The organism is Curtobacterium sp. 18060, from assembly GCF_902706105.1.
Lineage (GTDB): Bacteria > Actinomycetota > Actinomycetes > Actinomycetales > Microbacteriaceae > Curtobacterium.
In genome coordinates this window covers 1-18,217 of sequence record NZ_CACSJV010000064.1, presented here as the reverse complement: position 1 = coordinate 18,217, position 18,217 = coordinate 1, and the positions used below count along the sequence as shown (strand labels likewise).

At 71.4% G+C, this 18,217-nt stretch carries 18 protein-coding genes; 16 read left to right on the top strand and 2 right to left on the bottom strand.

The window, feature by feature from the left end:
- Positions 1-141: 141 nt before the first annotated feature.
- The gene (locus GVL05_RS18220) at positions 142-789 is read left to right on the top strand and encodes a DUF1990 family protein (RefSeq protein WP_111085748.1); all 648 of its coding nucleotides are present in this window, start codon (positions 142-144) and stop codon (positions 787-789) included.
- 81 nt (positions 790-870) lie between these two features.
- On the opposite strand, the gene GVL05_RS18215 is transcribed toward GVL05_RS18220, so the two are convergent.
- Positions 871-1,563, bottom strand: coding sequence for an HAD family hydrolase (locus tag GVL05_RS18215; RefSeq protein WP_159574057.1), 693 nt, complete (start codon positions 1,561-1,563; stop codon positions 871-873).
- Positions 1,564-1,591: 28 nt separating this feature from the next.
- Between GVL05_RS18215 and hemW the strand changes: the two genes are divergently transcribed.
- Entirely contained in the window at positions 1,592-2,833 is a 1,242-nt protein-coding gene (hemW, locus tag GVL05_RS18210; RefSeq protein ID WP_123292547.1) for a radical SAM family heme chaperone HemW, read from the top strand.
- A 9-nt stretch (positions 2,834-2,842) separates the two neighbouring features.
- Here the strand turns inward: hemW and GVL05_RS18205 are convergent, their stop codons facing one another.
- Positions 2,843-3,250 (bottom strand): DUF4870 domain-containing protein, encoded by a 408-nt coding sequence (locus tag GVL05_RS18205; protein ID WP_228505123.1) that lies wholly within the window; start codon positions 3,248-3,250, stop codon positions 2,843-2,845.
- A gap of 88 nt (positions 3,251-3,338) precedes the next feature.
- On the opposite strand from GVL05_RS18205, the gene hrcA reads away from it, so the two are divergent.
- From hrcA to recO, 14 genes are all read left to right on the top strand, one after another.
- The gene (hrcA, locus tag GVL05_RS18200) at positions 3,339-4,361 is read left to right on the top strand and encodes a heat-inducible transcriptional repressor HrcA (protein WP_159574056.1); all 1,023 of its coding nucleotides are present in this window, start codon (positions 3,339-3,341) and stop codon (positions 4,359-4,361) included.
- Between the two features lie 49 nt (positions 4,362-4,410).
- Entirely contained in the window at positions 4,411-5,523 is a 1,113-nt protein-coding gene (gene dnaJ / locus GVL05_RS18195) for a molecular chaperone DnaJ (protein WP_111085744.1), read from the top strand.
- Complete coding sequence (locus GVL05_RS18190) at positions 5,523-6,260, top strand: 16S rRNA (uracil(1498)-N(3))-methyltransferase (RefSeq protein ID WP_159574055.1); 738 nt, start codon at positions 5,523-5,525, stop codon at positions 6,258-6,260. Before dnaJ ends, GVL05_RS18190 begins: the two co-directional genes overlap by 1 nt.
- A gap of 40 nt (positions 6,261-6,300) precedes the next feature.
- On the top strand, positions 6,301-6,654 hold the full coding sequence (locus GVL05_RS18185) for a histidine triad nucleotide-binding protein (RefSeq protein WP_159574054.1): 354 nt from the start codon (positions 6,301-6,303) through the stop codon (positions 6,652-6,654).
- A gap of 70 nt (positions 6,655-6,724) precedes the next feature.
- A complete protein-coding gene (locus tag GVL05_RS18180) occupies positions 6,725-7,786 on the top strand; it encodes a PhoH family protein (protein WP_235036057.1) in 1,062 nt (353 codons plus the stop codon).
- Positions 7,783-8,244 carry an rRNA maturation RNase YbeY gene (ybeY, locus tag GVL05_RS18175; protein ID WP_111085740.1) on the top strand — a complete coding sequence of 154 codons (462 nt, stop codon included), beginning with the start codon at positions 7,783-7,785 and terminating at the stop codon, positions 8,242-8,244. The genes GVL05_RS18180 and ybeY overlap by 4 nt, the downstream gene beginning before the upstream one ends.
- A gap of 3 nt (positions 8,245-8,247) precedes the next feature.
- Positions 8,248-9,567 (top strand): hemolysin family protein, encoded by a 1,320-nt coding sequence (locus GVL05_RS18170; protein WP_159574052.1) that lies wholly within the window; start codon positions 8,248-8,250, stop codon positions 9,565-9,567.
- The gene (gene era, locus GVL05_RS18165) at positions 9,564-10,502 is read left to right on the top strand and encodes a GTPase Era (RefSeq protein WP_123292554.1); all 939 of its coding nucleotides are present in this window, start codon (positions 9,564-9,566) and stop codon (positions 10,500-10,502) included. The genes GVL05_RS18170 and era overlap by 4 nt, the downstream gene beginning before the upstream one ends.
- Positions 10,503-10,569: 67 nt before the next feature.
- Positions 10,570-11,904 (top strand): histidine kinase, encoded by a 1,335-nt coding sequence (locus GVL05_RS18160; RefSeq protein WP_235036056.1) that lies wholly within the window; start codon positions 10,570-10,572, stop codon positions 11,902-11,904.
- Complete coding sequence (locus GVL05_RS18155; protein WP_111085737.1) at positions 11,901-12,590, top strand: response regulator transcription factor; 690 nt, start codon at positions 11,901-11,903, stop codon at positions 12,588-12,590. The genes GVL05_RS18160 and GVL05_RS18155 overlap by 4 nt, the downstream gene beginning before the upstream one ends.
- Before the next feature lie 111 nt (positions 12,591-12,701).
- On the top strand, positions 12,702-13,454 hold the full coding sequence (locus GVL05_RS18150; RefSeq protein WP_159574051.1) for an ABC transporter ATP-binding protein: 753 nt from the start codon (positions 12,702-12,704) through the stop codon (positions 13,452-13,454).
- Positions 13,451-14,851, top strand: coding sequence for an ABC transporter permease (locus tag GVL05_RS18145; RefSeq protein ID WP_159574050.1), 1,401 nt, complete (start codon positions 13,451-13,453; stop codon positions 14,849-14,851). Before GVL05_RS18150 ends, GVL05_RS18145 begins: the two co-directional genes overlap by 4 nt.
- Before the next feature lie 399 nt (positions 14,852-15,250).
- Entirely contained in the window at positions 15,251-17,026 is a 1,776-nt protein-coding gene (gene leuA / locus GVL05_RS18140) for a 2-isopropylmalate synthase (RefSeq protein WP_159574049.1), read from the top strand.
- A 323-nt stretch (positions 17,027-17,349) separates the two neighbouring features.
- Entirely contained in the window at positions 17,350-18,216 is an 867-nt protein-coding gene (gene recO / locus GVL05_RS18135; protein ID WP_123292558.1) for a DNA repair protein RecO, read from the top strand.
- Position 18,217 lies beyond the last annotated feature (1 nt).

The following is an 18,217-nucleotide window of genomic DNA, read 5'->3' as shown; positions in this document are numbered from 1 at the left end:
CGCTGCAACGATAGGGGCGGAGCGGGCGGGTGTCGGGCCTCCAGTTCGGGGTGCACGCGAACCGGACGACGCGACCCGGTCGACGCGACCTGAGCGGTGATCGGTTCGATCCGACGGGGCAGGCGCAAGTAGGCTGGCGGCATGAGCATCCGCGGGAGCTACCGGACCGCCCTGACCTACGGCGCGGTGGGGGCGACCCAGGCGTCGGACCTCATGACGTACCCGCCCGAGGGGTTCACCCCCACCGAGTCGCGTGCCCGGATCGGGCACGGCGACCAGCGGTTCGAGACCGCGGTGACGCAGGCCCTGACGTGGCAGATCCAGGAGCGCAGTGGCATCCGTGTGCGCGTCGAGGAACAGCCCGACGACGACGAGGTCCGGTACAACCCGGTGACCTTCGACGACGACGGCGTCCCGATCGCCCCGGCCTCGATCGGCACGCCGCGGGTCGAGAAGTTCGCGCCGGACGGCACCCCGCTCGTGACCGCCGGCACGTCGGCGACGCTCACGATGCACGCCTTCGGGCGGACCGTGCAGGCGCCCGTGCGGGTCGTGTCGATCATCGACGAGCACGACCGCAAGGGCTTCGCGTACGGCACGCTCGAGGGGCACCCGCTCTCCGGCGAGGAGTCGTTCGTCGTCGAGCGCACGTCGGACGGTTCCGTGTGGCTGCAGATCCGGCAGTTCTCGCAGCCGTCGAGCCGGAAGTGGCAGTTCGTCGCGCCGCTGCTGCGTCGGCAGCAGAAGGTGATGGCGGAGCAGTACCTGGCGGCGCTGCGGGGCGACTAGCGGCGAGCGCGTGCTGGCGAGCGCCCGCGTGCTTGCGTGCGCGTGCTTGCGTGCGTGTGCTTTGTGCGCGTGCACGCTGGGTCAGCGCAGTGGCGGCAGCGCCGCGATGGCGTCCTCGATCAGCGCGGCGTCGACCCGGCAGTCCCGCGCGACCGTGACCGCGTTGGTGACCCGCAACGCCTCGACGTCGAACACCCCGGTGGCGACCGCCAGGAAGGGGATGCCGGCGGCGTCCGCGGCCTCGCCGTCACGCGGGGTGTCGCCGACGATCACGGCACGGGTGCCGGCGAGCTCCGCCGCCGCGCGGGTGGTGACGTCCGCACGCTCCACCTCGGTGTCGCCGAAGTAGGAGTGGTCCCAGTCGAACAGGCCCTCGTCGAACCCGGCACCGGCCAGCTTGACGCGTGCGCGGTACTCGGAGTTCCCGGTGAGCAGGCCGTTCCGCCACCCGAGCTCCGCGAAGCGGGTGAGCAGCGCGGTGGCGCCGGGGACGGGGGACCGGTGGTCGCCTGAGGCGTGCCGCTCGGCGGTGAGGTCGCGCAGGTGGCGGCTGACCGTCGGGATGATCGTGTCCTCGAACGCGTGGGCACGGACGTGCTCGGCGATGAGCCCGGCATCGGTCCGACCGTGCTGGTGCCCGACGCGCAGGGTGAGGTCGCGGCCGACCGCACGCTCGAGCGCGAGGTGGTAGAGGTTGCCCGGGGACGACGCGTTCATCACGAGGGTGCCGTCGATGTCCCACAGGACCGTGGTGGGGACGGGGTGGTGCTCCATGCGTCCATCATGACGGACAATGGACTCCATGCCGAGTGCTCTCCCGATCGCCGATCCGGCACCCGCTGACGGACTGATCGTGCCGCGAGCCGCGGCGGGCTCCGCCGCCGGTTCCGACCCGGCGGCCGTGCCGTTCGGGGTCTACGTCCACGTGCCGTTCTGCCGGGTGCGCTGCGGCTACTGCGACTTCAACACGTACACGGCGTCCGAGCTCCGCGGCGTGCGCCGCGACGACTACGCCGGCCACGCCGTGCGGGAGATCGAGTGGGCCGCGACCGTGCTCGACCGCTCCGGCGTCCCGCGCCGGCCCGTGTCGACCGTGTTCTTCGGCGGCGGGACCCCGACGATGCTGCCGGCGTCCGACCTGGCGATGATCCTGCGGGCCATCGACGACACGTGGGGGATCCTGCCCGGCGCCGAGGTCACGACCGAGGCGAACCCTGACTCGGTCGACGCGTCCTCGTTGCAGACACTGCGCGAGGGCGGGTTCAACCGGATCAGCTACGGCATGCAGTCCGCGGTGCCGCACGTCCTCGCGACCCTCGACCGCACACACGACCCGTTGCGCGTGCCGGTCGTCGTCGACCTCGCGAAGCAGCAGGGCCTCGACGTCTCCCTCGACCTCATCTACTCGACGCCGGGGGAGTCCCTCGACGACTGGCGCACCTCGCTCGACGCCGCGTTGGCCTGCGAGCCGGACCACGTCTCGGCCTACTCACTCATCGTCGAGGACGGCACCGCGATGGGCCGCATGGTCGCGCGCGGGGAGCTCCCGGCCCCCGACGACGACCTGGCCGCCGACATGTACGAGCTCGCCGACCAGGTGCTCGGCGACGCCGGGTACTCCTGGTACGAGGTGTCGAACTGGGCCCGTGGCGACGCGCACGCGAGTCGCCACAACCTGTCGTACTGGAAGGGCCACGACTGGTGGGGTGTCGGCCCCGGCGCCCACTCCGCGGTCGCCGGCACGCGCTGGTGGAACGTCAAGCACCCGGCCGCGTACGCGAACCGGGTGCTGTCCGGCGAGTCGCCGGCCGCCGGGCGCGAGGTCATCGACGACGAGACCCGCTACGTCGAGCGCCTGCTCCTCGCCGCGCGGGTCCGTGGCGAGCTCGCGACGAGCGAGATCCGCCAGGAGGCCCGTGGCCGGGTCGCGGGACTCATCGCACGGGGTCTCGTGGACGGGTCGGCCGCGGTGCGGGGACGCATCGACCTGACCCTGCAGGGTCGCCTGCTCGCCGACGCGGTGGTGCGGGAGCTGCTGGACTGACCGGCGTCCCTACTGCTTGATGAACTCGATCGACAGGGGGTAGCGGTAGAACTGGCCCCGGTTCGCCGCGACGGCCGCCAGGATGCCGAAGACGATCGTCAGCACGACGACGATCGGGAACAGCAACGCGCCGATGACCACGACGCTCAGGATGGCGCACGCGATGTACGCGATCGCCACGGTGATGTGGAAGTTCAGTGCGACCCGGGTGTGCTCGCGGATGAAGCCGCCGCGGTCGCGCAGCACCAGGTACGCCACGAGCGGGGCGACGAAGTTGAAGAAGATCCCGCCGATGTGGGTCAGCGTGGCCCAGAGGCGCTGGTCCTCCGGGCTCATCGGCTGCGGCGGGGTGTACCCGCCCGGGTACTGGGGCCCGTTGGGGTTCTGCGGGCCACCGGGCTGCTGTCCGTAGGTCATGCCGGAAGCGTATCGGGGGTGCAGTCGTGCGGGCGTAGGATCAGCAGTCGACACGTCCGAGTGCCAGGTCGACCAGGAAGGAGCGCTCGTGGTCAGTGAACGCAGCCTCGAGGTCCTGAAGGCCATCGTGCGCGACTACGTGGCGTCCCGCGAACCGGTCGGCTCCAAGACGATCGTCGAGCGGCACGCCTTCGGCGTCAGTGCCGCCACGATCCGCAACGACATGGCCCTGCTCGAGGACGAGCAGCTCATCGTCGCGCCGCACACCTCGTCCGGCCGGGTGCCGACCGACAAGGGCTACCGGCTGTTCGTCGACCACCTGGCCGCAGCCCGGCCGCTGACGAGCGCGCAGCGGCACGCCATCGAGACCTTCCTCGGCGCCCCGAACGACCTCGACGAGGTCCTCGGCCGCACCGTCCGCCTGCTCAGCCAGCTCACGAACCAGGTCGCCCTGGTGCAGTACCCCTCGATGGTGCGCGCCCGGGTGCAGCACGTCGAGCTGGTGCGCCTCGGCGACGCGCGGCTCATGGTCGTGCTCATCACCGACACCGCCCGGGTCGAACAACGCGTCGTCGAGACCGACGTCGCGCTCGACGAGCCGCAGCTGACCGAACTCCGCACCGTGCTGAACGGCGCGGCCGTGGGGCTCCTGCTGCAGGACGTGCCCACCGCGCTCCGTGCGGTGCCGCAACAGCTCCGGCCCGACGCCCAGGCGCTCGGCGGGGTCGTCGTGGCGACCCTCATCGAGCAGGTCGCGGCGAACCGTCAGGACCGCCTGGTGATGGCCGGCGCCGCCAACCTGGCGAAGAGCGAGCAGGACTTCTCCGGCGGCCTCTTCCCGGTGCTCGAAGCGATCGAGGAACAAGTCACCCTGCTCCGGTTGTTCGGGGAGATGCAGGTGGACGACATCGCGGTGGCGGCCAGCATCGGCGTCGAGAACGCCGAGTACGGGCTCGACGCCACGAGCATCGTCGCCGGCGGGTACCTCGCCGGTGGCGGCGAGGTGGCACGCCTGGGTGTCCTGGGACCGACCCGGATGGACTACGGCACGAACATGGCTGCCGTCCGCGCCGTCGCACGGTACCTGTCCAAGCTCCTGGGCGAACACTGATCGACTGCAACACCGACCGACCGACCGAACACAACCGACTGAGGGATACGTGGCAGACCACTACGACGTCCTCGGCGTCCAGCGAGACGCCTCCGATGCCGACATCAAGAAGGCCTACCGCCGCCTGGCGCGTGAGCTCCACCCGGACGTGAACCCTGCCCCAGAGGCAGCCGAGCGGTTCAAGGACGTCACGCACGCGTACGACGTCCTGAGCGACCCGGAGCAGCGGCGCCGGTACGACGCCGGGCCCCAGGCCGACAGCCCCTTCGGTGGCGGCGCCGGCGGGTTCAGCGACATCTTCGACGCCTTCTTCGGCGGCGGTGGCGGTGGCGGCCGGGGCAGTGGTCCCCGCAGCCGTGCCGAGCGCGGGCAGGACGCCCTGCTCCGCATCGACGTCGACCTCGACGAGGTCGTCTTCGGCACCCACAAGGACGTCGAGGTCGACACCGCCGTCCTGTGCGAGACCTGTCACGGGTCGTGCTGCGCACCCGGCACCAGCCCGCGCACCTGCGACATCTGCGGCGGGTCCGGCAACATCCAGCGCCAGGTCCGCTCGCTGCTGGGCAACGTCGTGACGAGCGCCCCGTGCGGCACCTGCCGCGGCTACGGCACCGTCATCCCGAGCCCCTGCCCGACCTGCCAGGGTCAGGGCCGCGTCCGCGCCCGTCGCACCGTGCCGGTCGACGTCCCCGCCGGCGTCGACTCGGGCCTGCGCCTGCAGATGCCCGGCCAGGGCGAGGTCGGCCCCGCCGGTGGCCCCTCCGGCGACCTGTACCTGGAGATCCGGGTGCGGCACGACGACGTCTTCAGCCGCGACGGTGACGACCTGCTCGCCACCCTCGAGGTCGCGATGACCGACGCCGTGCTCGGCACCACCACGACGATCGACGGACTCGACGGGCCCGTCGAGCTCGAGATCCGTCCCGGGGTGCAGAGCGCGGACGTCCTGGTGATCAAGGACCGCGGCATCACGAAGCTGCGCGGGAGCGGCCGCGGCGACCTCCGGGTCGGCGTGCAGGTCGTCACCCCGACGAAGCTCTCGCACAAGGAACGCCAGCTCGTCGAGCAGCTCGCGAAGTCGCACAAGGCGTCGGCGCCGCAGCTCGCCCGGTTCCAGCAGGGCATGTTCGGCAAGCTCCGCGACCGCTTCTTCAACTTCTGATGGCATCGCTCTACGTCGTGGAGTCGCTCGACGGGGTCGCCGTCGGTGGCTCCGTGACGCTCGACGGGGCAGAGGGGCGGCACGCCGTGACCGTCTCGCGGGTGCGGGTCGGTGAGACGCTGCGGCTCTCGGACGGACGGGGGACTGTCGTGTCCGGTGCGGTGGACTCCGTCGACCGCGACTCGCTGGTGCTGTCCGTGGCATCGCTGTCCGTCGACCCGCTGCCGGTCCCGTCGCTGACGCTCGTGCAGGCCCTCGCCAAGGGCGGCCGCGACGAGATGGCGGTGCAGGCGTCGACGGAGATCGGCGTCGACCGGATCGTTCCGTGGTCCGCCGCGCGCAGCGTCTCCCGGTGGGAGGGCCCGAAGGTCGAGAAGGGTCGAACGCGGTGGACGGCCATCGCGCACGAGGCCGCGAAGCAGGCGATCCGCTCGCGGGTGCCCGAGGTCGGGCCGCTCGTCACGACGGCGCAGCTCGTCGCCGCGCTCGGTGCCGGTGCTGCGGTGCTCGTGCTCGACCCCACCGCGACCGTGCGGCTCGCGACCTGGGAACCGACGGCGGACCTCGACGAGATCGCCCTCGTGGTGGGGCCGGAGGGCGGCATCGACGCCTCCGAGCTCGAGCGGCTCGAAGCCGCGGGAGCGATCAGGGTCCGGCTCGGCGACAGCGTACTGCGGACGTCGACCGCCGGTCCCGCGGCACTCGCGATCCTGCAGGCCGGACTCGGGCGCTGGTGATGGAAGGCCCGAGGTCGGTCCTGCGTTCTACGATGGAGTCATGAGCACCAGCACGCCCAGCGTCTTCAGCAAGATCATCGCGCGCGAGATCCCGGCGACCGTCGTCGCCGAGGACGACCGCGTGATCGCGATCGAGGACATCGCCCCGAAGGCACCCGTCCACGTGCTGGTCATCCCCAAGACCGAGCAGTACGCGAACGTCGCCGAACTCGCGGCCGGTGACCCCGACCTCCTCGCCCACCTGGTCGCCACCGCGCAGCGCATCGCCAACGAGCGCGCCGGCGGCCAGTTCCGTCTCGTCTTCAACACCGGCGAAGCCGCCGGTCAGACCGTGTTCCACGTGCACGCGCACGTACTCGCAGGTGAACTGCAGGAAGGCACCCTTGCCGGCTAACGAACCAGCACAGCCCACCACCGACGACGACCAGGTCGTCTCCGTCGCCCTCCAGGTCGACGGCATCGCCATGGTCCAGCTCCTCGGTCCCCAGGACCGCCTGCTGAAGACCGTCGAACGGCAGTACCCGGGCGTCAAGGTCGTCGTCCGCGGCAACGAGGTCACGCTCACCGGGCCCGAGCGCGGGGTCGCGCGGGCGAAGGCGCTCGTCGACGAACTCGTCGGCATGGTCAAGCGCGGGCAGGACATCGGCCCGTCGGACATCCCGATGTCGGCACGGATCCTCGACGACGACCGCAAGCCGTCCGACACCTTCGGCACGCCGATCGTGTCGAGCCGCGGCAAGTCCGTGCGGCCGAAGACCGACGGCCAGCGCGCCTACGTCGACGCCATCGACGAGCACACCATCACGTTCGGCATCGGCCCCGCCGGCACCGGCAAGACCTACCTGGCGATGGCGAAGGCCGTGCAGGCCCTGCAGCGGCGCGAGGTCACCCGGATCATCCTGACCCGTCCCGCGGTCGAGGCCGGCGAGCGGCTCGGGTTCCTGCCGGGCACGCTCACCGACAAGATCGACCCGTACCTGCGGCCGCTCTACGACGCCCTGAACGAGATGATGGACCCCGAGCTGGTCCCGAAGCTGCTGGCTGCGGGCACGGTCGAGGTCGCGCCGCTCGCGTACATGCGCGGCCGGACGCTCAACGACTCGTTCGTCGTCCTCGACGAGGCACAGAACACGACACCCGAGCAGATGAAGATGTTCCTGACCCGTCTCGGGTTCGGCTCGAAGATGGTCGTCACGGGTGACATCACCCAGGTCGACCTGCCGGGCAACGTGTCCGGACTCCGGCTCGTGACGCGGATCCTCGAGACGGTCGAGGACATCCACTTCGCCCGCCTCGGCAGCGAGGACGTCGTGCGGCACACGCTCGTCGGCCGCATCGTCGACGCCTACACCGTCTACGACGAGGAACGCCTTGCCGAGCAGGCCGGTCACCGTCCCGGTGGCCGGGGCACCGCGCCGGTCGGCAACCCCGACGGCGCCAACCGTGCCGAGCGCCGTGGTCGGCCGCCGCAGGACCGCCAGCGACCCCCGTACCCCCAGAACGACGCCCGAGGAGGCAACCGGTGAGCATCGAGCTCAACAACGAGTCCGGGGTCGAGGTGGACGAGGCCGCCATCCAGCGCCTCGCCGCGTTCGCCCTCGACGCGATGCACGTGCACGCGGACGCCGAACTCGCGATCGTCCTGGTCGACGAGGGCGCGATGGAGCAGCTGCACGTGCGGTGGATGGACGAGCCCGGCCCCACCGACGTCCTGAGCTTCCCGATGGACGAGCTCCGACCGGGCACCGAAGAGGACCCCACGCCCGCCGGCCTGCTCGGCGACATCGTGCTCTGCCCGCAGGTCGCCGAGGAACAAGCGAAGACCGCCGGGCACTCCAGCACCGACGAGATGCTGCTGCTCACCTGCCACGGCATACTGCACCTGCTCGGGTTCGACCACGCCGAGCCGGACGAGAAGGCCGAGATGTTCGGGCTGCAGGGCGAGATCCTGACGGCCTTCGCGGCCCAGCGCCGGGGTCGGTAGCCGATGCTCGTCGTCGTCGGTCTGCTCGCGGTCGCGCTCGGGCTCGTCGTGCTCGGCGGGCTCCTCGCCGCGAGCGACGCCGCGCTCTCCGTGGTGTCCCGTGCCGACCTCGACGAGATCGCCCGCGGCAACAAGCGTCGTCGTGCGCTCGAGGCGATCGCGGACGACGTCGGCGCGCACGTCAACGCCCTGAACTTCTTCCGCGTGCTCGCCGAGACCGCTGCGGCCGTGCTCGTCACGATCGCCCTGGTGCGGGCGTTCGACAGCTGGTGGGTGGCGCTCATCGTCTCCGCCGCGATCATGACGGCCGTGTCGTTCGTGCTCGTCGGGTCGAGTCCGCGCAGCGTCGGACGGGCGCACGCCGAACGGCTGCTGGCGTCCACCGGCGGCCTGGTCCGCGCCGTCCGGATCGTGCTCGGTCCGCTCGCCGGTCTGCTCGTCCGGATCGGTGACCGCGTGACCCCGGGCCGCGGCCGCAGCGCCTCGACGGTGTCGAGCGAAGAACAACTGCTGTCCCTCGTCGACGAGGCCACCGAGAGCAACGTGCTCGAGGACGAGGACCGCGAACTCATCCACTCGGTCTTCGAGTTCAGCGACACCCTCGTGCGCGAGGTGATGGTGCCGCGCACCGACATGCTCACGGTCGACGGCTCGGACACGCTCGCCGCGGGCATGGAGCAGTTCCTCGCCGCCGGGGTGTCCCGCATGCCCGTCACCGGCAAGGACAGCGACGACGTCCTCGGCGTCCTGTACCTGCGTGACGTGTCGCGGGCGCTGTACGAGCGACCGGGGTCCGGCAGCGAGCGGGTCACCCGGCTGCTGCGTCCGGCCGAGTTCGTGCCGGAGTCGAAGGCCGCCGACGACACCCTGCGGCACATGCAGGTCGCGAAGAACCACCTGGTCCTGGTCGTCGACGAGTACGGCGGCGTCGCCGGTCTCGTCACGATGGAGGACCTCATCGAAGAGCTCGTCGGCGACATCTCCGACGAGTACGACCGCGCCGTGGTCGACCGGGTCGAGGTCGAACCCGGCCTCTGGCGCATCTCGGCCCGACTGCCCGTCGACGAGCTCGGCGACCTGTTCGGCATCGAGCTCGACGACGACGACGTCGACACCGCCGGCGGTCTGCTCACCAAGGAGCTCGGCCACCTGGCGGTCTCCGGCGACACGGTCACGGTTTCCGGCGTCGTCCTGACGGCCGACCGGGTCGAGGGCAAGCGCCGCCACCTCATCACCGTGCTCGCCGAACGCACCGACGCCCTCGCGGGTGTCGAGGACGCCTTCGACGACGCCACCACCACGACGGGAACCACGCACGCATGACCGACTCCGACTCCACCCCCACCGCCTCGGGCAAGCCCTACCGCGCGGGCTTCGTCTCGTTCGTCGGGCGTCCGAACGTGGGCAAGTCCACGTTGACGAACGCGCTGGTGGGCCAGAAGGTCGCGATCACCTCGTCGAAGCCGCAGACCACCCGTCGCGCGATCCGCGGCATCGTGCACCGGCCCGACGGCCAGGTCATCATCGTCGACACCCCGGGCGTGCACCGTCCCCGCACCCTGCTCGGCGAGCGGCTCAATGACCTGGTGCAGTCCACGCTCGGTGACGTCGACGTCATCGGGTTCTGCGTCCCCGCCAACGAGCCGATCGGCCCGGGCGACCGCTTCATCAACGACACTCTCGACCAGTACCCGCGGGCCAAGAAGGTCGCGATCGTCACCAAGATCGACCGCACCTCGAAGGACAAGGTCGGCGAGCAGCTGCTGGCCGTCTCCCGACTCCGCGACTGGGACTCGATCATCCCGACGTCGGGCACGAAGGGCCTGCAGCTCGAGGACCTCCTCGGCGAGATCACCTCGTTGCTGCCGGAGTCGCCCCAGCTGTACGACTCGTCGGCCGTGACCGAGGAGACCGACGAGGAGCGCATCAGCGAACTCATCCGCGAAGCCGCGCTCGAGGGCGTCCGCGACGAACTGCCGCACTCGCTCGCCGTCGTGATCGAGGACATCGTCGAGCCGGACGAGGACGACGACGCCGACGGGCCGCTGCGCATCTTCGCGAACCTGTTCGTCGAGCGCGACAGCCAGAAGGCGATCGTCATCGGCCACAAGGGGGAGCGCCTGAAGGACGTCGGCTCCCGCGCCCGCGTCGAGATCGAGTCGCTGCTCGGCGGTCGGCACGTGTACCTCAACATCCGTGTGAAGGTCGCCAAGGAGTGGCAGCGTGACCCCAAGCAGCTCGGACGCCTCGGCTTCTGAGCGTCCGGCGCCAGGAGTCATCCACACGAGGGACGCGCCCGTGAGCCGAGCGCCGTACCGTGGACGCGTGTTCCGTCCCATGCTGCGCGCGCAGGTCATCACCGACGTCGTCATCGCCGTGGTGCTCGGCTCGCTCGTGCTGATCACCTCGGCGCGGGGCATGGACTCCCCGCTCGCGATCGTCACGGTCGTCGGCATGACCGCTGCCCTCGCGCTCCGACGGCTGTCGCCCGGACTCGCACTGGCCGTCGCGTGGGTGTTCGCGGTCTTCGAGATGGTCACGGTCCAGATGCCCGACCTGTCGAACGCCTTCATCGCCGCGGTGCTCTACACGACGAGCGCCTACGGCAGCCGGCGGGTGCGGCTGGCAGGACTCGTCTCGGCGATCGTCGGGTCCGTCACCGCGGCCCTGTACATCGGCGTCGACGACTACCGCAACCGGTTGACGATCGACACCGCTTCGACCCCGTTCCAGGAGTCGGTGCAGGTCACGGTCTCGTACTTCGCCGTCGTCCTGCTCCTGCTGCTCCTGCCGTGGTTGGCGGGCCTCGTGGTCCGCACCCGCCGGTCGGCGAGCATGAGCCGCGAGGCCCAGCTGCTCGCCGAGCGCGACGCCGCCCGTGCCGACCGAGCGGTCGCGGTCGAACAGGAGCGTGTGCGCATCGCCCGGGACATGCACGACATCGTCGCGCACTCGCTCGCGGTCGTCATCGCCCAGGCGGACGGTGCCCGCTACGCACTGAAGGCCGACCCCGCCGTCGCGGACCAGGCCCTCGGCACCATCTCGACCACCGCCCGCCGGGCCCTCGGCGACGTCCGCGAGCTCCTCGGCGCGCTGCGGCACGAGCAGGGGACCGTCCCGACGCCGGAGATCGACGACATCGACCGGCTCGTCGGCGAGATGCGCCAGGTCGGCCTCGACGTCCGGGTCGAGCGCGAGGGCGACCCGACCGGCCTCCCCACCACGACGCAGCTCGCGGTGTACCGGATCGTGCAGGAGAGCCTGACGAACGCCTACAAGCACGGTGAGCCCGGCACACCGGTGCACGCATCACTGACCTACCGCCCGGACACCGTCGAGATCGCGGTGGTGAACCGCCGCGCCGACGACGGCACCCGGGGTCCCGGCACCGGGCACGGCCTGGTCGGCATGCGCGAGCGTGCCACCATGACCGGCGGCACGATGACCGCCGGTGTCCGTGGCCCCGACTTCGAGGTCGCCGTCCGCATGCCCGCCGTCCCCGCGAGCGGGCAGATGCCCCGCGGGCGCATCACACCGACCGCGAGCCCGACCGCGAGCCCGACCGCGAGCCGGGCCGCGAGCCCGGCTGCGGGCCCGACCGCCGAGTCGGCCCCCGCCCCGACCATCAGTCCGACCGAGCAGGAGCGCACCGCCCGATGACCACCACCCCGCCGGCCGACGGCCGCATCCGCGTCGCCCTCGTCGACGACCAGGCACTCTTCCGCACCGGCATCCGGATGCTCATCGGCTCCCAACCCGACCTGCACTTCGTGGGCGAGGCGGGCGACGGTGCCGAGGGCGTCGAACTCGTCCGGCGCACCCGACCGGACGTCGTGCTCATGGACGTCCGGATGCCCGTGATGGACGGCATCACGGCGACCGCGCACATCGTCGAACAGGCCGGCACCGACGGCGCGAAGGTGCTCGTCCTGACCACGTTCGACTTCGACGAGGCCGCGGCGAAGGCCATCCGGGCCGGGGCGAGCGGCTTCGTGCTGAAGGACGCCGACCCCGAGTTCCTGCTCGCCGCCGTGCGGACCGTGCACGCCGGCACCGCGGTCTTCGCGGCCTCGGCGACGCGGGAACTCCTGCGGCGCTACGACGACTCCGTCGAGCAGGCCGCCACCGTGCCGGCGACGTTCGACGACCTCACCCCGCGCGAGCGCGAGATCTTCGACCTGGCGGCCCGCGGCTTCAGCAACAGCGAGATCGCGCAGCACGAGTACGTCAGCGAGGCGACCGTGAAGACCCACATCTCGCGGGTCCTGACGAAGCTCGGACTCCGCGACCGCGTGCGCCTCGTCGTGTTCGCGCACGAGCACGGGCTGGTGAGCAAGGCCGACTGACGGACGTCATCCGATCGGATGACCCGTCCACAGGAAGTCGAGCCGAGCGGCTCATCCACAGGAGCCGCCCGACGGACGCGGGGCGGGCCTCCCGGACGCCATCGTTGGTGCATGACCACCAGCCACGCTCCGATCATCCGACTCGACCACGTGTCCAAGCACTACGGCGACGCCGCGCGCCGGGTGACGGCGCTCGACGACGTCAGCGTCGACATCGGCGCGGGGGAGTTCACCGCAGTGATGGGGCCGTCCGGGTCCGGCAAGTCGACGCTCATGCACGTCGCCGCGGGTCTCGACGCGGTGTCCGCGGGCCGCATCGAGATCGACGGGGTCGACATCACGGGGCTCGGCGACAAGGACCTGACCGAGCTCCGTCGCCGCCGGCTCGGGTTCGTGTTCCAGTCGTTCAACCTGGTGCCGACGCTCGACGTCAGCGAGAACATCCGGCTGCCGTTCCTGCTCGGCGGGCACAAGCCGTCGACGGACGAGAGCGCGTGGATCGACCGCCTGGTCGACCAGCTCGGACTCGGCAACCGGCTCTCGCACCGACCGCACCAGCTGTCGGGTGGGCAGCAGCAGCGGGTCGCCATCGCCCGGGCACTCGCCTCGCGGCCGGCAGTCGTCGTCGCCGACGAGCCGACCGGAGCCCTCGACTCGCGCACCGGCCGTGACGTGCTCGCGATCCTGCGCGGGGCCGTGCAGGAGTGGGGCCAGAGCGTCGTCATGGTGACGCACGACCCCGTCGCCGCCGCCAACGCCGACCGGATCCTGTTCCTCGCCGACGGCCGGGTCGTCGCCGACCGCCCGGCGATGGACGCCGGCGCGATCTCCACCACGATGCTGGGGATGGAGGCGGCAGCGTGAACGGCGTCCGCTCCTTCGCCCCGACCGTGCTGGTCGCGGCGCTCGGCACCACGTTCGGCTCGGCACTCGTCATCGCCCCGGGCATCGTGACCGAGGCGCTCGGCGCCGCCGGGCTCGCCGACCTCGGGCCGGTCAAGTCGATCCTGTCGGTGGTCGGGTGGCTGTTCCTCGGCATCGCGCTGTACGTCGGCGCGATCGTCACCGCCAACACCTGCGCGACCCTCATCGCCGGGCAGACCCGCATCATCGCCTTGCAGCGGCTCGTCGGTGCCACCGGCGCCACGCTCCGGGCCCGGATCACCCGGACCGGACTGGTCGTCGGAGTGCTCGGCGGACTGATCGGCGCCGTCGTGGGAACCGGGCTGTCCGCGGTGTTCGTGGTCGTCCTGCGCGGCAACGGGTTCCTGCCCGACACCGACTACACGCTCCTGCCGTGGGAGCTCGTGCTGCCCGTCGTGGCCGTGGTCCTGGCGACCTGGGGGGCCTTCGCCGCGGGCTCCCGCCGGGTGCTGACCGTCACTCCGCTCGAGGCGCTGTCCTCGAGCGTCGAACCGAGCCACGACGACGTCCGCTCCGGCACGGCCCGCAAGGTCTGGGCCATCGTGCTCATGGCCAGCGGCGCGGGGCTCATGCTCATCGGGCTCGCGGTCAGCGCGAGCTCGCCGATCGCGGTGCTGCCGGCGGCCCTCGGCGGGTTCGTGTCGTTCGCCGGCGTCGCCGTCGGAGCGACAATCGTGATGCCGCCGGTGCTGCAGCTCATCGGCCGGATCGGCTCGCACGACCCCGTCGTCCTGCTCGCCGGCCGCAACGCCATGCGTGCGCCGGGTCGGTCCTCGCGGGCGACGATCGGGCTCGTCATCGGCGTCACGCTGCTCGTCACCTTCGCCGTCGCACTGGGGATCATGCAGCACGTGCTCGAGGCCCAGCTCGAGCAGATGGGGCAGGGCCAGATGACGACCGAGATGGTGCAGGCGCAGCGCGACTTCTTCGTGCAGCTGAACGCCGTCGTCAGCGTCATCGTCGGGTTCTCCGCCGTGATCGCCGCCGTCGGGGTCGTCAACGCGCTGGCACTCGGGGTCCTGCAGCGCCGACGCGAGCTCGGGCTGCTGCGGGTGCTCGGACTCACCGGGGCACAGGTCCGCCGGATGATCGTGACCGAGGCCGTGCAGATGGTCGTCGCGGCCGTCGTCTCGGGGCTCGTGCTCGGCACCTTCTACGGATGGGTCGGCGGGCAGACGCTGCTCGGGTCGCTCGGGCACCCGGTCACGCCCGTGCTGCCGCCGCTCACCATCGGGATCGTCGTCGTCGGGGCGCTCGTGCTGGCGGTCGTCGCGACGATCGCGCCGGTGCGGCGCGCGATGCGCGTGCCCCCGACCGAGGCGCTCGCGGTCGACTGACGCCGCGCTCTGGTCGCACCACGCGGCGGACGGGAGGCACGGTGCCAGCTTGCACCGTGCCTCCCGTCCGTCGTTCCGTGCGTCCACCGCCGCGCCGGCGCCCGCGGCGCCCGCGCCCGCCACGCCGCTCGCGTTCGCCGAGGTTCCACGATCTGCAGTTCTCGGCGGCGCTGGCGACGCTTCGTGGAACCTCGGCGACCGACCGGCGGCATGTCGTGACCACTCGGGCGCCGACCACCGACGCGCTTGTCACACAGCAGCCCGCCGGTGCTACCGTGGACTCGATGTACTCGGCACTCCTCCTCCTTCGCTGCCGCGACGAGGCCTGACACACCGGCCCACCTCGTCGCGGAGTCCGTCGTGGCCGCCCTCACCCAGAGCACACGAAAGCGACGAACGATGCAGAACACGCAGCAGCCCTCCGGGATGCCGATCCACAAGTACGTCCCCTTCCACGAACAGATCGCGGTCGACCTGCCTGACCGCACCTGGCCGACGAAGCGCATCGAGCGGGCCCCGCGCTGGTGTGCGGTCGACCTGCGTGACGGCAACCAGGCCCTCATCGACCCGATGGACGCCGAGCGCAAGCGCGCCATGTTCGACCTGCTCGTCGGCATGGGCTACAAGGAGATCGAGGTCGGGTTCCCGAGCGCCTCGCAGACCGACTTCGACTTCGTCCGCAGCCTGATCGACGAGGGCGCGATCCCCGACGACGTCACCATCCAGGTGCTGACCCAGGCGCGTGAGCACCTCATCCAGCGCACGTACGAGGCGATCGACGGCGCGAAGCAGGCCATCGTCCACCTGTACAACTCGACGTCGATCGTGCAGCGCGAGGTCGTCTTCCGCACCGACGTGCAGGGTGTCGTCGACATCGCGGTGGCCGGCGCGAAGCTGTGCAAGGCGGCCGAGGCGACGCTGCAGCACGACACGACGGTCTACTACGAGTACTCGCCGGAGTCCTACACGGGCACCGAGCTCGAGGTCGCGCTGCAGATCTGCAACGCCGTGCTCGAGGTCTTCGAGCCCACCCCCGACCGCAAGGTCATCATCAACCTGCCGGCCACCGTCGAGATGGCGACGCCGAACGTCTACGCCGACTCGATCGAGTGGATGTCGCGCAACCTCGCGCACCGCCAGGACGTCATCCTGTCGCTGCACCCGCACAACGACCGCGGCACCGCCGTCGCCGCCGCCGAGCTGGGCTACATGGCCGGCGCGGACCGCATCGAAGGCTGCCTGTTCGGCAACGGTGAGCGCACCGGCAACGTCGACCTCGTCGCGCTGGGCATGAACCTGTTCACGCAGGGCATCGACCCGGAGATCTCGTTCGCGGACATCGACCAGGTGAAGCGCACCGTCGAGTACTGCAACCAGCTGCCGGTGCCGGAGCGTCAGCCGTGGGCGGGCGACCTCGTCTACACGGCGTTCAGCGGTTCGCACCAGGACGCCATCAACAAGGGCTTCGAGGCGATGAAGGCCAAGGCCGCCGCCGCGGGCAAGGACATCGACGAGATCGAGTGGGCGGTGCCGTACCTGCCCGTCGACCCGAAGGACATCGGCCGGTCGTACGAGGCCGTCATCCGCGTCAACTCGCAGTCCGGCAAGGGCGGCGTCGCGTACCTGCTCAAGACCGACCACGCCCTCGACCTGCCCCGCAAGCTGCAGATCGAGTTCTCCGGCGTCGTGCAGCGGCACACCGACACCGAGGGCGGCGAGTTCTCGTCGCAGCGCATCTGGGACGTGTTCCAGGACGAGTACCTGCCCGCCTCGACCGACGACGACAAGTGGGGCCGGTACGAGCTCACCAAGACGGCGACCTCGAGCGACTTCGACGGCACGACCTCGCTGTCGGTCGCACTCCGCGTCGACGAGGGCTCCGTCACCGCCGACGCCGTGGGCACCGGTCCGATCGACGCGTTCCTCAAGGTCCTCGCCGAGCAGGGCGTCCAGGTCACGCTGTACGACTACTCGGAGCACACGATGAGCGCCTCCGGTGACGCCAAGGCGGCGTCGTACGTCGAGCTCGACGTCGACGGCGTGCGCCTGTGGGGCGTCGGCATCGACGCCGACATCTCGACGGCCTCGCTCAAGGCGATCGTGTCCGCGGTGAACCGCGCGGTGCGCGCCGGTGCTGCTGCCGGCGCCGACTCGCCGGAGCTCGTCTCCGCCTGAGACGCGACCAGACCGGGAGGCTCGTCTCCGCCTGAGACGCGACCAGGCCGGGAGGCGCGGTGCAGGTCCGTCCTGCACCTGGGCCCACGCCGGCCGGTTCCGGGCCGACGCGCCAGCGGCGGACCGGCCGTGCCCGGTGGGGAGCCTCCCGTCTGTGCCCGGTCTTTCCCCCGTCACGCGCGATGGCAAGTCGAATCGGGCGTACCTGATCGTTTCTTTCGACCAGGTACGCCCGATTCCGCTCGGTACCCCTGCGCGCGGCGCGCACGCGCTGCGCGCTGCGCGCCGCACGCGGTGTCGGCGGGGCGGGGGATACTGGGGGCATGCCGCTGTACCGGGACGAGTGCGTCGTGTTGCGCACCCACAAGCTCGGGGAAGCCGACCGCATCGTCACCATGCTCAGCCGGCAGCACGGCAAGATCCGTGCGGTGGCCAAGGGCGTGCGGCGGACGGCGTCGAAGTTCGGCAGTCGGCTCGAGCCGTTCATGGTCGTCGACGCCCAGTTCTACGAGGGCCGCTCGCTCGACATCGTCACGCAGGCCGAGTCGCTCGGGGCCTACGGGGCGCAGATCGTCGCCGACTACGGCGCGTACACGGCGGCCAGCGCCATGGTCGAGACCGCCGACCGCCTGAGCGAGGCCGACGCCGGGCTGCAGCAGTACCTGTTGCTCGTCGGCGCGCTGCGGTCGCTGTCGCGCGGTGAGCACCACTCCAGCGCCACGCTCGACTCCTACCTGCTCCGTGCGATGAGCATCGCGGGGTGGGCGCCGTCGTTCAGCGACTGCGCGGTCACGGGAGAGCCCGGGCCGCACTCCGCCTTCGTGGTGCAGCTCGGCGGGGTCGTCGCCGACCGGGCTGCGCCCCCCGGCACGCCGCGGCTCGACCCGGCGACCCTCGGCGTGCTCGGTTCGCTGCTCGCCGGCGACTGGGTGAGCGTCGACGCCACCGACGAACGGACGCGGTCGCGGGCCTCCGGCGTGGTCGCGGCCTACGCCCAGTGGCACCTGGAACGATCGCTCCGGTCCCTGCCGCACGTCGACCGCTCGGAGCACCCGCTGCCCGTGCCGCTGACCCACGACGGACCCGAGGCGACCGCACGCGCGGTGGCCTCCACCCCGGCACCCGCACTCCCTGACCCCGATCCCGCCGCGGAAGGAACCCGCACCGTGGAAGGAACCCCCACCGCATGAG

Excerpts from the sequence above, each read along its gene's own strand:
- GVL05_RS18220 (WP_111085748.1), top strand. The coding sequence starts at position 142 with ATGAGCATCCGCGGGAGCTACCGGACCGCCCTGACCTACGGCGCGGTG.
- GVL05_RS18215 (WP_159574057.1), bottom strand. The coding sequence starts at position 1,563 with ATGGAGCACCACCCCGTCCCCACCACGGTCCTGTGGGACATCGACGGC.
- hemW (WP_123292547.1), top strand. The coding sequence starts at position 1,592 with ATGCCGAGTGCTCTCCCGATCGCCGATCCGGCACCCGCTGACGGACTG.
- GVL05_RS18205 (WP_228505123.1), bottom strand. The coding sequence starts at position 3,250 with ATGACCTACGGACAGCAGCCCGGTGGCCCGCAGAACCCCAACGGGCCC.
- GVL05_RS18190 (WP_159574055.1), top strand. The coding sequence starts at position 5,523 with ATGGCATCGCTCTACGTCGTGGAGTCGCTCGACGGGGTCGCCGTCGGT.
- GVL05_RS18185 (WP_159574054.1), top strand. The coding sequence starts at position 6,301 with ATGAGCACCAGCACGCCCAGCGTCTTCAGCAAGATCATCGCGCGCGAG.
- GVL05_RS18180 (WP_235036057.1), top strand. The coding sequence starts at position 6,725 with ATGGTCCAGCTCCTCGGTCCCCAGGACCGCCTGCTGAAGACCGTCGAA.
- GVL05_RS18170 (WP_159574052.1), top strand. The coding sequence starts at position 8,248 with ATGCTCGTCGTCGTCGGTCTGCTCGCGGTCGCGCTCGGGCTCGTCGTG.
- era (WP_123292554.1), top strand. The coding sequence starts at position 9,564 with ATGACCGACTCCGACTCCACCCCCACCGCCTCGGGCAAGCCCTACCGC.
- GVL05_RS18155 (WP_111085737.1), top strand. The coding sequence starts at position 11,901 with ATGACCACCACCCCGCCGGCCGACGGCCGCATCCGCGTCGCCCTCGTC.
- GVL05_RS18150 (WP_159574051.1), top strand. The coding sequence starts at position 12,702 with ATGACCACCAGCCACGCTCCGATCATCCGACTCGACCACGTGTCCAAG.
- leuA (WP_159574049.1), top strand. The coding sequence starts at position 15,251 with ATGCAGAACACGCAGCAGCCCTCCGGGATGCCGATCCACAAGTACGTC.
- recO (WP_123292558.1), top strand. The coding sequence starts at position 17,350 with ATGCCGCTGTACCGGGACGAGTGCGTCGTGTTGCGCACCCACAAGCTC.